Consider the following 15,139-nt stretch of genomic DNA (forward strand, 5'->3'; position numbering starts at 1 on the left):
TCGCACCGGGGCCCTCGTTCGTCCCCTTCAATGCCACTCCCTGGGCGGCATCGGGCGCTGGGGTGGTGACGTGTGAAACCTCAGTCATCTGAATCCTTTGCGAGCGTGACCACCGGCAGGTAGGCCCTGCGGGTGGAGCCGTCTATCTGTTCGAAGTCCAGGCCATCCCAGGCGCCGCGGTCGAAGTCCGCCCCGGCATGCAGGGCCTCCGACAGGAGGGCGCGGATGGTATTGATGTGCTGCTCTTCGGGCGGCAGCTGCTGCCAGGCGTCGGCGAGGGTTGCGGCTCCTGCCATGGCCGCCCGGACCACTGCCGGTTTGGCCTTGCCGGTCCTCGGCGAGCGCACCCGGTCCGAATCGGTGAAGGCGATGGGATCCGCCAGGCGGGGCGGTGCCGCGAACTCGTCGGGATCGAAGAGCTTCACCATGGACAGGGACTCGAAGCCGGCGTTGTAGAGGACAGGTCCGGGTACCAGGCCGGGGCGTTCCCGCTCGTACGGGAGGGACCGGATGGCCTGCTCCGCTTCGCGCAGGACCTGCCGCAGGCGGACCGACTGGCGGAAGTCGTCGCTCTGGACGTAGGTGTTGAGACTTTCGCTGAGTTTGCCGTAGATGCGCTGGATCTGGCTGTGCTGCTGGCGGAGCTCGGCCACCAGGTTCTTCAGGGTTTCCCGGTCATCGGGCGAGAGGTCGTCGGCGAACTGGCGGCTCAGCACCTCGCCGATGGCCGAGCGGAACCTCAGCTGCTGCTGCGGATCCTCGAGGAATGCCGTGAACGACCGGAACGTCCTGCCCTCGGGGCTTTGGCGGAGCCGCTTGTCCGCGTCAAGGACCTGGGCCATGGTGGCGCCCTTGGTCAGGGACTCCTCGATAATCTGGTTGCGGAGCCCGCCCACCAGTTCCTCGATCCGGTCACGCATCTTCTTGTAGTCCGCGGGCAGGCTGGCGGCCAGGTCCAGGATGTTTCCTGCAGCCTCCACCGCTTCATCGTCGTCCAGCAGGCCGTCGAACTCTCCGGTGCTGATGTCCTGGATGAGCTGCTGCCGCTCTTCGATTTCCTCTTCGAGGGCTTCGAGCCGCGCGCTCTGGTCCGGGTTGGTCTCATTGGCGAGCTTTTCCACGTCGCCCAGCAGGGTGCCCAGGCGGGAACCGTTCAGCGTTGACCTTTCACTGGAGAGGCTGTCCAGGAAGGCGAGCACGCGGGCTGCCGGCTCGGTAGCCTCATAGACGATCTGCCCTGACTGGTTCCGGCGGGTCAGGAACTGCCGCCGGGTCCACTCGTCCCCAAAGGCCTTTCCGCTGGCTCCTCCTCCCAGCCCGGGATCCTGGCGGCGGAGCTCCTCAAGGAAGGAGTCGACGTCGGCATGGAATTCCTCGAGCGGAACCTGCGGGCGGGTGCGGGTAAAGGAAGCCTGCAGCACCGCGATCACCCACGGCGCCGACCGCGTCAGGGCCCAGGCAGGACCCTTGGTGAGGAGTTCGAGGTCCCGGAGCCGGGCGCTGATGGCGTCAGCGGATGACCTGGCGGAGCGGGGCACACACTCTCCTTGGACTGGTGGGCGGGGGCTGGGCAGGTGCGGGCCGAAGGGGCCTGACGGGAAAACTGCCAACAACAAGGTTAACGCAGGCTGCCGCGACCACTCCGTGACCTACCTGCCGGTAGTGTTTCAATCCCGTATCAAGAGTCACATCCGCCCCATCCTCCTCTGGCTGGCTGTGCGGCTGTCCCCCTAGGCTTCTGCTACTGGTCTTCGCCACAGCAGTCTTTCGGAAGCAATGTCGCAGCAGGGGGATTCATGCAGTTCGATCTAAGCTCAGTGGAAACAGCCACCTTGGTCTTCATCGGGACACTGGTTTTCGGTGCAATCCTGGCCGGTTTCGTCCTCACGGCGGGGCTGGTTGCCCTGGTAGTCCTGGGGGCAGGAAAACTCACCTGGATGGTGGTGGCCAATACCCTGATGGCGGTAGTCCACGGGATCAACGCCGGCTGGGACAAGCTGGTCCACCGCGCCTCCGCCGTTGAGCTTCCCGGCGACTTCCAGGCCCAGCCATCCCCTAGCACCGGAACCTACCCGCGGGTAATCTTGAGGGACAGCTGAAGGGTTCTCCAACCCGGCGGATCCATGGCTACACCGGCCAATCCGGCCAAGGAGATAACCCATGACCTCCGCAACTGACAGCCAGGCCAAAGACGCCCCGGCTGAAGAAACCCCCGTCCCCGCCGGCAACATCGGCGCTGGAGCCACCGCCGAAGACGCCCGGGCCGTCGCTGAGGCCGCCCGGGAATCCGGCTGGGACCGGCCAAGCTTCGCCAAGGGCCTGTACCTTGGCAGCTTTGACCTGGACCTGGTCCACCCCTGGCCTGCCGCAGACGCCGTCTCCGTGGAACGGGGCGAGGAGTTCATGGCCCGCCTCACCGGGTTTGCAAAGACCATGTCCGGCCGCGTGATCGAACGGGACGCGAAAATCCCCTACGACTACATCAAGGGGCTGGCGGACCTGGGTGTCTTCGGCATGAAGATCCCGGAGGAATACGGCGGTCTTGGCCTCTCCCTGGTGTACTACGGACGGGCCCTTGCGCTCCTGGGCAGCGTGCACCCCAGCCTTGGCGCCCTGATCTCCGCCCACCAGTCCATCGGCGTGCCGGAGCCCGTCAAGGTCTTTGGAACACCCGAACAGAAACGCGAGTACCTGCCGCGGTGCGCCGGCGGCGCCATCACAGCCTTCCTCCTCACCGAACCGGACGTGGGCAGCGACCCTGCCCGGCTGGGCAGCACGGCAACGCCCACGGACGACGGCGATGCATACCTTTTGGACGGCGTGAAACTTTGGACCACCAACGGCGTGATCGCCGAACTTGTGGTGGTCATGGCAGTGGTTCCGGCGCACAGCGATGCGGACGGCACCAGGCACAAGGGTGGCATCAGCGCCTTTGTGGTGGAGATGGATTCGCCGGGCATCACGGTGGAGAACCGGAACGCGTTCATGGGCCTGCGTGGCATCGAGAACGGCGTGACCCGCTTCCACCAGGTGCGGGTGCCGGCCGCCAACCGTCTGGGCCGCGAGGGCCAGGGCCTGAAGATCGCGCTTACGACGCTCAACACCGGCCGTTTGGCACTGCCCGCGCTCTGCGTGGCCTCCGGACGGTGGAGCCTCAAGATCGCCCGCGAGTGGTCCGACGCCCGCACCCAGTGGGGCAGGCCCGTGGGCGAGCACGAGGCCGTGGGCAAGAAGATTGCCTTCATCGCGGCCTCGGCCTTTGCCCTGGACGCCGTGTTTGAACTGTCCGCCGAACTTGCCGATGCCGGGCAAAAGGACGTCCGCATCGAAGCCGCCCTCGCTAAGCTCTGGGCCACGGAGATCAGCTGCCGGATTGCCGACGAACTGGTCCAGATCCGGGGCGGGCGGGGGTTCGAAACGGCCGAGTCGCTGGCAGCCCGCGGCGAACGTGCGGTCCCGGCGGAGCAGCAGCTGCGGGACCTCCGCATCAACAGGATCTTCGAGGGTTCCTCCGAAATCATGCGGCTGCTGATTGCACGGGAAGCGGTGGATGCGCACCTTGCCGCCGCGGGCGACCTTGCGTCGCTTGATGCGAGCCTGGCCGACAAAGCGAAGGCCGCCGTCGGGGCTTCCAGCTTCTACGCCAAGTGGCTGCCCAAGCTGGTGGCCGGCGCCGGAATGGATCCCCGCTCCTACGGCGAGTTTGGCAGGCTGGCCAAGCACCTGCGGTTCGTGGAACGCTCCTCACGCAGGCTGGCGCGGCAAACCTTTTACGGCATGGGCCGGTGGCAGGCCAAGCTTGAACGCAAGCAGGCGTTCCTGGGCCGGGTGGTGGACATTGGCGCCGAACTCTTCGCCATGACCGCCTGCTGCTCCCGCGCAGAGATGCTGCTCAAGACCTCCCCGGACAAGGCGGCCAGCGCGTACGAGCTCGCCGACGCCTACTGCGAGCAGGCCAAGGTGCGCGTGGACGAGTACTTCGACCAGCTGTGGCGGAACACGGACGACGCCGACCGGGCCTTGACCCGCAAAGTCCTCGCCGGTGACTACACGTGGCTGGAAAAGGGCGTCCTGGACCAGTCCGAAGGGACCGGTCCATGGATTGCCGATGCCACGCCGGGCCCATCCCAGAAGGAGGACCTGCACCGGAAATACCGGTAAAACCGCAGGTCACAAAATAGTAAGCACGCTTGCTATCACCGTGGCCGGGTGGTTGAGTTGAACCATGAGCAGCTCAACGGACCCAGAGAACCTGCCTCCCCGCCGTGCCCGGGAGGACGACACCACCCGCAACGGAAGCTACCGCGCGGGTGCCACGGACGACGCCGCCACGCGCTCGATGGACCAGGCGCCGGCCCGGGAAGGGGCGGCAGCCCGGTCCGTGGACCGGGACCGCGCCTCAGACCGGGGCCGCGTTGTGGACCGGGACCGCGTTGCACCCACGGCGGAGCGGGAGTACCAGCCTGCTCCCACCACTGCGACGCCAGTCGTGGCGCCCGCGGTGAACCCGGGGATGGCAGACCGGGAGACCGCCGTCGCACGCCAAAAGGAGCGGTTCGGCGGTATCAAGGTCGGCTCCGCCTTCTTCGGGTGGCTGACCGCCACCGGCATGGCCGTGCTGCTCACCGCACTGGTGGCAGCCGCCGGAACCGCCGTGGGCCTTGCCAACAACACCGACGTCAACCAGGCCGTGAACCAGGCCGCCCAGAACAGTGGCACGGTTGGCTTGGTGGGGATCATTGTCCTGCTGGTGATCCTGTTCCTCTCCTATTACTGCGGCGGCTACGTGGCAGGCCGCATGGCCCGCTTCAACGGCGTCAAGCAGGGGCTCATGGTGTGGGTCTGGGCCTTGATCGCGGCCGTTGTGGTGGCCATCCTGGGCCTGGTGGCAGGACAACAGTTCAACGTCCTGGCCAACCTGAACAGCTTCCCGCGCATCCCCATTAACGAAGGTCAGCTGACCACCACGAGTATCATCGCCGCGGTGGTGGTAGCCGTCGTGGCCCTGATCGGAGCCGTGCTCGGCGGCCTTGCCGGTATGCGCTTCCACCGCAAGGTTGACCGTGCCGGCTTCACCCCGGACAGCGAGTTTTACGACGACGAGGAGTAGTCACCCGAGGATGTCGCCGTCCACGTAGAACCACCGGCCGTCCTCACGGACGAACCGGCTGTTCTCGTAGAGGATGCCTCGCGCGCTGCCGTGACGGTAGTACGCCTTGAACTCCACCGTGCCAATGGTGTCAAAGGGGCCGCCACCGCCGGTGGCCACGATGTCCAGGCGGCGCCACTCCATGGCGGGGTCCAGGTCCAGGGCAGGTGGCGCCGTGGATGGATGGTGGGTGCGCAGCAGATAGTCCTCATTCAGCAGGACAAATGCGCTGTAGCGGGAGCGCATGAGCTGTTCCGCCGTGGATGCCTCCGCCTGGCCAGAATGGAACCGGCCACAGCAGGCAGCGTAGGGCTCCCCGGACAGACATATGCAGTTTGCGGAATCTATTGATGCGGTCACCCGGCGATGCTGTCATATCGGGTAACAGCTTCGCTACAACCTGCGTCGGGCCCCTGCCGGCAGGGGCATGGAAGGACAAAAATCCGTATGGTGGAGAAGGAGCTTATGCCCGGCACCGTACACCGGAAGCGGCCCCAGGATGTTGGCTAGAGAGGAGAAGACGTGGAGAACCCGGACACTCTCGTCCTCAACCTGACCTTCCTGGGCACCATGGGTGTGGCTCTCCTGATGTTCCTGGTCCTCTTCCTGCTCGGAGTTATCACTTTGGTCCTTGCGGGCCTTGGGCGCCTCACGGCCGTCGTGCTGATGACCTTGTTCGGGCGGCCTCCAGGCAAACGGGATGCCGTCGGTTTTTCCGGCGCACCGGCCAAGCAGGCCCAGCCGCGCACGCCGCTGCGGGAACGTGCCGCCATCATGAAGCCGGACCGGCTGAAAGAGTCGCTGCGCACCGCCGTCGTACGCCACCCCAAACTTGCCGCCGCCCGCCCTGAACCGCAGGTCCTCGCCGAAGACTGGGCCTCCGCCGTTGCCGAGGCCGATAAGCGTGCCGAGGCCAGGGCCCGGGCAGCTGCGCCGGAGATCAAACTGTCGGTGCGGGATCTTCCGGATCCGGCTGTACCTGCGGACAAAGTGTCCGAGGTCGCGCCGCTGGTGGAGTCCGCCCTGCACAACCACCGGCCGCCGCATGAAATGCCGCGGTCCTTCAAAAAGCCCCAGCCGCCGCATCCGCTGCCGCCACTGGACACCGGATCCCTCGTTTCCCTGGCCGGGCCCCAACAGGTGCTCAAGGAGCAGGCCAAGGAGAACGGCTAAGCCCTTACCCTGAGCAACCATCTGGGTTAGCGTGAACACATGGAATTCAGATACCTCGGTAACAGCGGCTTCAAAGTTTCGGAAATCACGTTCGGCAACTGGCTGACCCACGGTTCGCAGGTGGAGAACGACGTCGCAAGCCAGTGCGTGCGCGCGGCCCTCGACTCCGGCATCAGCACTTTCGACACAGCTGACGTCTACGCCAATACAGCCGCGGAGACCGTCCTGGGTGAGGCCCTGAAGGGTGAGCGCCGCGAGTCCCTGGAAATCTTCACCAAAGTTTTCGGCCCCACTGGCCCCAAGGGCAAGAACGATCTTGGCCTGTCCCGCAAGCACATCATGGAATCCATCAACGGCTCGCTGCGCAGGCTGCAGACCGATTACGTGGACCTCTACCAGGCCCACCGCTACGACTTCGAAACACCGTTGGAAGAAACGATTCAGGCGTTCGCGGACATCGTCCGGCAGGGCAAGGCGCTGTACATCGGCGTGAGCGAATGGACCGCGGAACAGCTCCGCGAAGGCCACAAGCTGTCCAAGGAACTCGGCTTCCAGCTCATCTCCAACCAGCCGCAGTACTCCATGCTGTGGCGCGTGATCGAGGCTGAGGTGGTTCCGGCATCGGAAGAGCTGGGCGTATCCCAGATTGTGTGGTCGCCCATGGCGCAGGGCGTCCTCAGCGGCAAGTACCTGCCCGGCCAGCCGGCCCCCGAAGGCACCCGCGCCACGGATGAAAAGGGCGGCGCCAAAATGATCCAGCGGTGGATGCGCGACGACGTCCTGGCAGCCGTCCAGGAACTGAAGCCGATTGCCCAGGACGCAGGCCTGTCCATGCCGCAGCTTGCTGTTGCCTGGGTGCTGCAGAACCCCAACGTGGCGTCCGCCATTGTCGGCGCCTCCCGGCCCGAGCAGATCGCCGACAGTGTGGGCGCTGCGGGCGTGAAGCTGGAGGCGGAGGTCCTCAAGAGGATCGACGACGCCGTCGGGGGGTTGGCCGAACGCGATCCCGCACAGACCAAGTCGCCGGCCACCCGGGAAGCCTGAGTGGCGTCCCCGTCGGAACTGCCGGAACTGCCGGACCTCGCTGTCACCGGGTCCACCGGGGGCCTGGGCGGAATGGTGGCGCGGCAGCTCGCCGCGTCCGGTTTCGCCCAGCGCCTGCTGGTGCGCGACGCCGCACGGGCACCGCAGCTGGACGCCGCACATCCGGTGGTGTGTTCCTACGGGGACGCCGCCGCCTCCCGCCAGGCGCTGGACGGGGCGAAAGTCCTGTTCATGGTGTCCGCCGCCGAGGCCGAAGACCGGCTGCAGCAGCACTACGCATTCGTCGATGCTGCTGCGGCCGCCGGGGTGGAGCACGTGGTGTACACCTCCTTCTACGGGGCGGCACCGGATGCCACCTTCACCCTGGCCAGGGACCACTACGCCACCGAGGAGCGGATCAAGGCGTCCGGGATGGCGTACACCTTCCTGCGGGACAACTTCTACCTCGACTTCCTGCCGCTGATGACCGGCGACGACGGCGTGATCCGGGGCCCTGCGGGGGATGGCGTTTTCTCCGGGGTGGCCCGGGAGGACGTTGCCCGCAGCGCCCACGCCGTGCTGCGGGATCCTGCCATCCACAAGGGCAAGACCTACCACCTGACCGGCCCGGAGGAACTGAGCATGGCGCAGGCTGCCGAGGTGCTGAGCACCGGTACGGGGCGGACGGTGCGCTACCAGCCGGAGACGGTGGAAGAAGCCTACGCGTCACGGGCTTCCTACGGTGCCCCGCAGTGGCAGCTGGACGCGTGGGTCAGCACCTACACCGCGATGGCGGCCGGCGAGATGGCAGGGCTTTCGCCGGATGTCCATGGGCTGACCGGGCAGGATCCCATCAGCCTGGCCGAGTTCCTGACCCGGCCGGTGCTATAGCCGGGGTTAATCTCGTTGACGGGCGGGGCGGCCCGGCGTAGACCTGTGGCGGGGGGCCTTTAGTCCGCCGAGCAGAATCGCACCGCCATGAATCCCAGCAACCAGCAGTCCACCCGGCAGGAGCCGGCGCCGGCTCCTGCCGCCGCCGCGCAGCCCACGTCAGGCCCACTGACCCGCGAGGAACTGCAGCTCGCCGCCCGCAACCATTCCATGCCGCTGGAGGCACTCCGCCGCGAGGTCACGCCGCCCGGGCTCCACTACGTCCTCACGCACTTCGACATCCCGGACCTGGACGTTTCCGCCTGGCACCTGCGGATAAGCGGTGCGGTGGAACTCGCCCTGGAGCTGAGCATGGCCGCGCTAAGGAGGGACCCGGCCATTACTGTGCCCGTCACCCTTGAGTGCGCGGGCAACGGCCGGTCGCTGCTGGAGCCGCGGCCCCTCAGCCAGCCCTGGGTCCTGGAGGCGGTGGGCACCGCCCACTGGACCGGTGTGCCGCTGGCCTACCTCCTTGGCAAGGCCGGAGTGCTGCCGGACGCTGTGGAGGTGGTCTTCACCGGGGCCGATGCCGGCGTGCAGGGCGGCGTCCCCCAGCGCTACGCACGCAGCCTGCCGATCCGCGAGGCGCTGCGTCCCGACGTCGTCCTTGCCTACAGAATGAACGGCGCCGACCTGCCGCCGCAGCATGGCTACCCGCTGCGGCTGGTGGTGCCGGGCTGGTACGGGATGGCCAGCGTCAAGTGGCTGGAGTCCATCGAGGTGGTGAAGACGCCGTTCACCGGGTTCCAGCAACAGGTTGCCTACCGCTACCAGAGCTCGGCGGACGACGGCGGGAGCCCGGTTTCGCGGATCAGGGTGCGTTCGTTGATGGCCCCGCCGGGTGTCCCCGACTTCTTCACGCGGCGGCGTATCCTCCGCGCGGGCCCGGTGATGCTGGAGGGCAGGGCCTGGTCCGGCGAAGGCGCCGTGACCGCCGTCGAGGTGGGGATTGATGGAACTTGGCTGCCCGCCCACCTTGATAAGCCCGTAGGTGGTTTCGCGTGGCGCAGGTGGAGCCTGCCCTGGGTGGCGGACCCCGGCGAGCACGTCCTGGCCTGCCGCGCCACGGACATCACCGGCGCCACCCAGCCGCTTGAGCAGGACTGGAACTACCAGGGAATGGGCAACAACGTGGTGCAGCGGGTCAGCGTGACGGTGGAGTGAAACTGGTTTTACTGCCGTGGGCAGCGCTGGCGGGGGCTATACTCGGTGCCAATTATGACCAGCCTCCCATCCGCTCCCGCCAGTGTCCGCATCGATGCGTGGCTGTGGGCCGTCCGCGCCTACAAGACCCGGTCGGCCGCCACTGCAGCCTGCCGCGCCGGGCATGTCCGCCTGAACGGCAACCCCTCCAAGGCGTCGGCAGCGCTGGTAACGGGCGATACCGTCACCGTACGCATGCCCGGGTACGAGCGCATCCTCGAGGTCCGGCGGCTCATCGCCAAGCGCGTGGGGGCTGAGGCTGCGTCGCACTGCTTCACCGACCACACTCCGCCGCGGCCGGTGCTGCCGGCGCTTGGCCTGCCGCAGCGCGACCGGGGCGCGGGCCGGCCCACCAAGAAGGACCGCCGTGAGATGGAGCGGCTGCGGGGTCCTGCGTGACGGATGTGGTGCCGGCGTCAGGCACCCGCCTTGGTGCGTGCCTGCACGAGGTTGGCGAACGGCAACCGCCCATATTCCGCCACGAAAGCAGCGTGGTAACCCGCTTCTGCGCCGTTCAGCTGGTCCGTTGAAAGTTCCTTCCATGCAATGGCCAGTGATCCGGTGTCAGCGAGCTGCCAGATGAGCCGCCCGTCCCAGTGGCCGGGTGGCTTTCCTTGCCCAAAGTCCATGAACTCCTGGATCTGGCGACGGAGCCCACGGTTGCCCTTGCTTCCTGGTCCGGCCTTCCCCACGTAGAGAACAACGGCGGCATCCACCCACTCGGCGGTTAGCGCGGCTGCGGGGAGGGAAGGGTCCTTCTTCTTGAAGACGCCGGCGGTGCTTTTCGGGAGAAAGCGCGCTTCGAAATTTTCCGGCGCCACGACCGCAAAGAGCCCTGTTCCCTGCGGAATCCTCATGGTCTCAAGGTTTCGGATAGGCCGGAAGCCGGCGAAGCCTTCTGCCTTCAGGCCCTTTCTGGTGAACTGCATGATCCATTGAACAGCATGGTTTGGGATCGTGGCTGCGTCGTGTTTTCCACATAGGGCTTTTGGGCGGTCCGCGTTGTCGGACCCTGGTGGAAGACTTTGGTTATGGAAGCGGTTGTGGAATCGGCGGGAGTACAACGGGCGGTGGGACGCGTCGGATTGTCCGCCGGTGGTGCCGCTCCCTACCCGCCCGCACCTTCCCTTGGTGATGTCCTGGGCCTGCTCTCCCGCGTCCCGTTCCCTGCCGATGGTGCGGGGATGATCGAACAGATTCGTGGCCTGGAGGACCTGAAATCACTCGCGGGTGCCCGGCAGGCCGAAATATCCGTGGCTTTTGATCTGTCCCAGCGGCGGGAGCAGGCAGCCGCCGGAGTGCCGGCCGAGGAACAGGGCTCTGGAGTCGCGGCGCAGATCGCGTTGGCCCGCCGGGAGTCACCAGCCCGGGGTTCCCGGCTGCTGGGCCTGGCCAAAACATTGACCGGAATGCCCCACACGTTCGCCGCGTTCCGCAGTGGGTTGTTGGATGAGTGGCGGGCCACCCTGATCGTGAAGGACACCATCTGCCTCTCGGTCGAGGACCGGGCCGGGGTGGATGAGGAACTCGCCGCCGACACCGGTGCGCTGGAGGGCATGGGAGACAAGGCCATCATCGCCGCAGTCCGGGCGGCGGCGTACCGGCGGGACCCCGCCTCGGTCGCGAAGCGGGCCAGCCGGGCCGTGGGCGAGCGGTGCGTGAGCCTGCGCCCGGCCCCGGACACGATGGCCTACCTGACCGCGCTGCTGCCCGTCGCCCAGGGCGTGGCCGCGTACGCCGCTCTCAGTACAGACGCTGACACCGCCCGCTCGAACGGTGATGACCGGTCGCGGGGGCAGTTGATGGCGGACGCCCTGGTCGAACGCGTCACCGGCACCCCCGGCGGCATCACCGGGGTGGAGATCCAGCTCGTCATGACCGACCGCACCCTCCTGCAGGCCGACGCCGAACCCGCACGGCTGCCCGGCTACGGCATTATTCCCGCAGCAGTCGCCAGGGAACTCGCCCTTGCCGGCACCAAAGCACGCACCGGAACGGCAACACGTGACTCGGGGTCGAATCCCGAGCTCGACGTGTGGGTCCGCCGGCTCTACACCGCCCCCGCAACGGGCGAGCTGGTGGCAATGGACTCCAAAGCCCGGCTCTTCCCGGCAGGACTCAAACGCTTCCTCCAGGTCCGGGACGATACCTGCCGGACCCCGTACTGTGACGCCCCCATCCGGCACCACGACCACGTGACGTCCTGGCACAACGGCGGACCCACGATGGCCAGTAACGGCCAGGGTTTGTGCGAAGCCTGCAACCACACCAAAGAAACACCCAGGTGGACAGCGGAACCCGTCCCCGGTCCGCGGCACACGGTGGCGACCACCACCCCAACCGGTCACACTTACCACTCCACCGCACCACCACTCCCCGGCAGAAGGACAAGGCGCTTTGGGAAGCCGAGCGCAGCAACGCAGGTGCAGTCTGGACCGCCGTGAAAATTCGCGGTGCCCACCCCTCCCCGGGGAAGCGTAGAGTGACATAGGACGCCTGATTCTGGACGCCTCGCTGCCAAGGGAGAAATCGTGACAATTGATTGGGACGAAAAAAAGGCCCTGCTACAGGAACCGAATATCGCGAAGGTAACCCAGCTTTGCGATGAATTGATGGAAAAGAAGCCCGGTTCCACCGTCCCCTACATCGACCCCATCCACGATGAAGATGAGTGCAGGATCATCAGCCTCCAGGCCAGCCCTGGCAAGGGCACCGAGTCCGGATTTGTCTCCCACAACAACGATGATGAAGCGGCCCGCCGCGCAACCCAGATCTACGAGCTCGCCGAGCTGGACCCCAGTTACGTCATGCCGTGGAACGCCTACCCGTGGGTCCGAGAGAGCGGCAGCCCCTCGGCCCTGAGTGTCCAGGAGAAGACCGACGGCCTCCGCCCATTCAGGCAGTTCCTTAAAATCAACTCCCGTGTTTCGGCGATCATCGCGCACGGCACCGACGCATCCACGTTCCTGACCCTGTTCGAGAAGACTTACCACTCCTCCTTGAAGAACGCCGGCATCAAGATCTATAAGGCCTCCGCCCTTGGCGGCAGGGCCTTTGCTGTTTCCGAGGCCAAGCAGGAAGAACTCCTGGCTAAGAACGTGGACACCTACCGGGACGCGATGCAGCGGGCGGGCATCCAGCACCTCTAGCCGCCGCTTTGCTGCTCACCCAAAAACTGCGCGCACCTTGATGCACTCTTGATAAATCCTTGCTTCTACATCTTCAGCATTAGTGGAGTAAACACTCAGGATTCTCGGAGGTAGAGCACTTAATTCGACCTCGTTTCCTGCTGCAACTGGGCGAACTTGGCATGAAGAAACTCATCATTGCGTCACTGGCGGCCACCGGCCTGGTCGCAGGATCATTCGCTGCGGGTGCAGCTGCCAACGCTGGTACCGGCACAGTTGTCCGCGTGGTTGATGGGGACACTCTGGTGGTTTCCATCAACAATGGTGACCACACCATCCGACTGTTGAACATTGACACTCCTGAGACCAAGGACCCAAACCAACCGGTCGAGTGCCTCGGGCCGGAGGCCTCGAAGTACCTGGAGGGCCTTCTGCCGAAGGAGGCCCAAGTCAGGCTCGAGTTCGATGCCGAGCGCCACGACAAGTACGGCAGGACTCTCGCGGGAGTCTTCACAGCCGACGGCTTCCTGGTCAATGCCAAAATTGCGCAGCAGGGACTTGGAATTCCAGTCGAGTACGGCGGCAACCGGAAATTCCTGCCGCCCGTGCAGGCAGCCTACGAAGAGGCAAGGGCTGCCAAGAGCGGGCTTTTCTCTGAAGGCGTTGGTTGCACGCTCCCGGCCCAGTTGGCCGAGACAACCAAGGGACTGGCAACCGCCACCGCGGCTGCCCCGGCAACCACATCCGCCGCAGCAGGTGCGGCGGCCGGCGTACTGGCAACTAAGGTGGCTGCTGCAAAGGCACTCCGGAAGCTCCTCAACGCCGACAAAGCAACGGAGCGCGCCCTTTTGTGGGCAGGGCTCAACTGCCGTGTTGGCCAAGCACGTATCAAATCTGGATAAGAAAATTACCGCCGCAGAAACGAAGGCGGAAGATACGAAGGCCCTGAAAGCCACCCTGGCCGCGGCAGAGAAGAAGGCCGAGGAGGATCGCATTGCGGCTGAAGCCCGGGCCGCCTCCGAACGCAAAGCAGCAGAGGAGCCGGCTGCCGCTGAAAAGAAAGCGGCAGACGAGGCTGCGGCGGCCGCGGCTGCAGCAGATGAAGCAGCCCGAAAAGCGGCAGCTGAGGCTGAGCGCTTACGCAATCTCCCCGTACCGGCACCGAACCCAGCACCCTACGTCGCGCCAGCCCCGCAACCGTACGTTCCTCCTGCACCCTCCACCAAGTACACCGGGCCGCGCTGCTACGCCCCGGGCGGCAAAACCTGGCGGCCGTGCTGATCTAGATTCACCCGGTCAGTCGTCCGCCTCGACCTTTCGGCGCTCCTCAATGCTCCGGGCCACGTGCAGGATTCCGTCCTCCACCCCTCCCGCGATCGCTCTAGGTGCTGCCGCCACTCCCCCAGCCACAGCGCTCACTGCGCCCGCCACAGTGGTGCCAGCCGCTTGCCCCAGCTCCATGACCGACTCGTGCCATTCCTTCCGCTGAAACTCAACGTTCCAGGGCATGTCATAGGCATCAGAGAAGGCTTTGAGGAGTCTGTTGATTTCTGCGACCGAGTCGTACAGCTTGGGCATCTCAAGTGGATTCATAACGCGGGCCATCATGTCTGCTTTAGCAGCCGCAGCGGCCGCTTCAGCAAGTCGCTGCAGCTTAGCCTTTGTGGCATCGCGCCTGCGCATCCGAGACCGCTCAACATGCGCAGCGTGGAGGCCTGCGTTTCCTTCGGCCGCTCCGCGCACAATCTCGAGCGAATCCATGCGGACCATGTTGGTAAGTGCAACTGCTGTAATGATGAGCCAGTGTTGAAGTTCTCCAGATGCAGCGAGCTGCGCTGCATTCAGTCGTTTCCCAAATCCTCTGGCCTCAAGCCCTTCCCTCATCCCATCAATATGGTTCAGCGCCACCGCCTGCATCTGGGCGAGCACCGCTGCCTGGCCAGCCACTTGATCCCAGAGTGTATCGCTCAGCGTGCCTGTGTCTTCAAAGTAGCCAAAAGCCTTGTCCAGGATGTGGCTCGTCCCCTGGATGTTGCCGAGAGCTTCATTGCGAGCATCCCGGAGGACGGTATCCAACTTGGCGTCGATCGATTCGAGCTGCACCTCCAGACTGTGGATTGCCGTCCGGATGGCAAGAGTTGCTGCCAGGACATAAGGGTTCACCACTGCAGCAGGATTGGCGGGGGTAGAACTCACCAGCTCAACCACGGTGTCGATGGTGCCGTCAGGCTGCCGCAAAAGACCGCTGATTATGCCGGCCTTTTCCTTGGTTGAACCCACCAATTCCAGGTAGCGGGCATAGGACTCTGGTGTCATCTGGAATGAGTTTCCACTGATGCCTGCACCTGGGACTGCCCCTGCTATGCCAGCAGCCAGGGCAAGCACGTCCGCAACGGCGCTTCCCAACTTCGAAGTCGCCTCTGGCTGGACATCCAGCTTCCGGAACAGCTCAGTAATGGCTTCGGGCGTCCCGGCAACAAGGGCTGACTCACCCTCCACGTAGAGGGCAAGGTTCGGTTCTGCATCGTCCATA

At 65.6% G+C, this 15,139-nt stretch carries 15 protein-coding genes; 11 read left to right on the plus strand and 4 right to left on the minus strand.

The annotated features are described in order from the left end of the window. Positions 1–80 precede the first annotated feature (80 nt). On the minus strand, positions 81–1,538 hold the full coding sequence (locus ACR65J_RS15535) for a DUF3375 family protein (protein ID WP_440170658.1): 1,458 nt from the start codon (positions 1,536–1,538) through the stop codon (positions 81–83). A 258-nt stretch (positions 1,539–1,796) separates the two neighbouring features. Here ACR65J_RS15535 and ACR65J_RS15540 point away from each other — a divergent pair, with 258 nt between their 5' ends. From ACR65J_RS15540 to ACR65J_RS15550, 3 genes are all read left to right on the plus strand, one after another. Further along, complete coding sequence (locus ACR65J_RS15540; RefSeq protein WP_440170660.1) at positions 1,797–2,099, plus strand: hypothetical protein; 303 nt, start codon at positions 1,797–1,799, stop codon at positions 2,097–2,099. A 61-nt stretch (positions 2,100–2,160) separates the two neighbouring features. Further along, the gene (locus ACR65J_RS15545; protein ID WP_440170663.1) at positions 2,161–4,161 is read left to right on the plus strand and encodes an acyl-CoA dehydrogenase family protein; all 2,001 of its coding nucleotides are present in this window, start codon (positions 2,161–2,163) and stop codon (positions 4,159–4,161) included. A 64-nt stretch (positions 4,162–4,225) separates the two neighbouring features. After that, a complete protein-coding gene (locus ACR65J_RS15550; protein ID WP_440170666.1) occupies positions 4,226–5,110 on the plus strand; it encodes a TIGR04086 family membrane protein in 885 nt (294 codons plus the stop codon). On the opposite strand, the gene ACR65J_RS15555 is transcribed toward ACR65J_RS15550, so the two are convergent. Next, a complete protein-coding gene (locus ACR65J_RS15555) occupies positions 5,111–5,509 on the minus strand; it encodes a YchJ family protein (RefSeq protein WP_440170669.1) in 399 nt (132 codons plus the stop codon). It lies immediately after the preceding gene. A 162-nt stretch (positions 5,510–5,671) separates the two neighbouring features. On the opposite strand from ACR65J_RS15555, the gene ACR65J_RS15560 reads away from it, so the two are divergent. From ACR65J_RS15560 to ACR65J_RS15580, 5 genes are all read left to right on the plus strand, one after another. After that, positions 5,672–6,322 carry a hypothetical protein gene (locus ACR65J_RS15560; protein ID WP_440170671.1) on the plus strand — a complete coding sequence of 217 codons (651 nt, stop codon included), beginning with the start codon at positions 5,672–5,674 and terminating at the stop codon, positions 6,320–6,322. 39 nt (positions 6,323–6,361) lie between these two features. Next, positions 6,362–7,366 carry an aldo/keto reductase family protein gene (locus ACR65J_RS15565; protein WP_440170673.1) on the plus strand — a complete coding sequence of 335 codons (1,005 nt, stop codon included), beginning with the start codon at positions 6,362–6,364 and terminating at the stop codon, positions 7,364–7,366. Further along, complete coding sequence (locus ACR65J_RS15570) at positions 7,367–8,236, plus strand: SDR family oxidoreductase (protein WP_440170676.1); 870 nt, start codon at positions 7,367–7,369, stop codon at positions 8,234–8,236. A gap of 87 nt (positions 8,237–8,323) precedes the next feature. Continuing rightward, on the plus strand, positions 8,324–9,439 hold the full coding sequence (locus ACR65J_RS15575) for a sulfite oxidase (protein ID WP_440170678.1): 1,116 nt from the start codon (positions 8,324–8,326) through the stop codon (positions 9,437–9,439). Between the two features lie 54 nt (positions 9,440–9,493). Beyond that, positions 9,494–9,877 (plus strand): RNA-binding S4 domain-containing protein, encoded by a 384-nt coding sequence (locus ACR65J_RS15580; RefSeq protein ID WP_440170681.1) that lies wholly within the window; start codon positions 9,494–9,496, stop codon positions 9,875–9,877. A gap of 17 nt (positions 9,878–9,894) precedes the next feature. Here ACR65J_RS15580 and ACR65J_RS15585 read toward each other — a convergent pair whose 3' ends face one another. Next, a complete protein-coding gene (locus ACR65J_RS15585; protein WP_440170684.1) occupies positions 9,895–10,407 on the minus strand; it encodes a hypothetical protein in 513 nt (170 codons plus the stop codon). A 102-nt stretch (positions 10,408–10,509) separates the two neighbouring features. Here ACR65J_RS15585 and ACR65J_RS15590 point away from each other — a divergent pair, with 102 nt between their 5' ends. The 3 genes from ACR65J_RS15590 to ACR65J_RS15600 all read left to right on the plus strand — a co-directional run bounded on the left by ACR65J_RS15590 (position 10,510) and on the right by ACR65J_RS15600 (position 13,508). Beyond that, positions 10,510–11,922, plus strand: coding sequence for an HNH endonuclease (locus tag ACR65J_RS15590; protein WP_440170686.1), 1,413 nt, complete (start codon positions 10,510–10,512; stop codon positions 11,920–11,922). A gap of 87 nt (positions 11,923–12,009) precedes the next feature. Beyond that, positions 12,010–12,627 (plus strand): uracil-DNA glycosylase family protein, encoded by a 618-nt coding sequence (locus ACR65J_RS15595; RefSeq protein ID WP_440170688.1) that lies wholly within the window; start codon positions 12,010–12,012, stop codon positions 12,625–12,627. A 161-nt stretch (positions 12,628–12,788) separates the two neighbouring features. After that, positions 12,789–13,508 (plus strand): thermonuclease family protein, encoded by a 720-nt coding sequence (locus ACR65J_RS15600; protein WP_440170690.1) that lies wholly within the window; start codon positions 12,789–12,791, stop codon positions 13,506–13,508. A gap of 394 nt (positions 13,509–13,902) precedes the next feature. On the opposite strand, the gene ACR65J_RS15605 is transcribed toward ACR65J_RS15600, so the two are convergent. Continuing rightward, positions 13,903–15,138 (minus strand): hypothetical protein, encoded by a 1,236-nt coding sequence (locus ACR65J_RS15605; protein WP_440170693.1) that lies wholly within the window; start codon positions 15,136–15,138, stop codon positions 13,903–13,905. Position 15,139: the final 1 nt, after the last annotated feature.

It is taken from the genome of Arthrobacter sp. SAFR-044 (assembly GCF_059414985.1).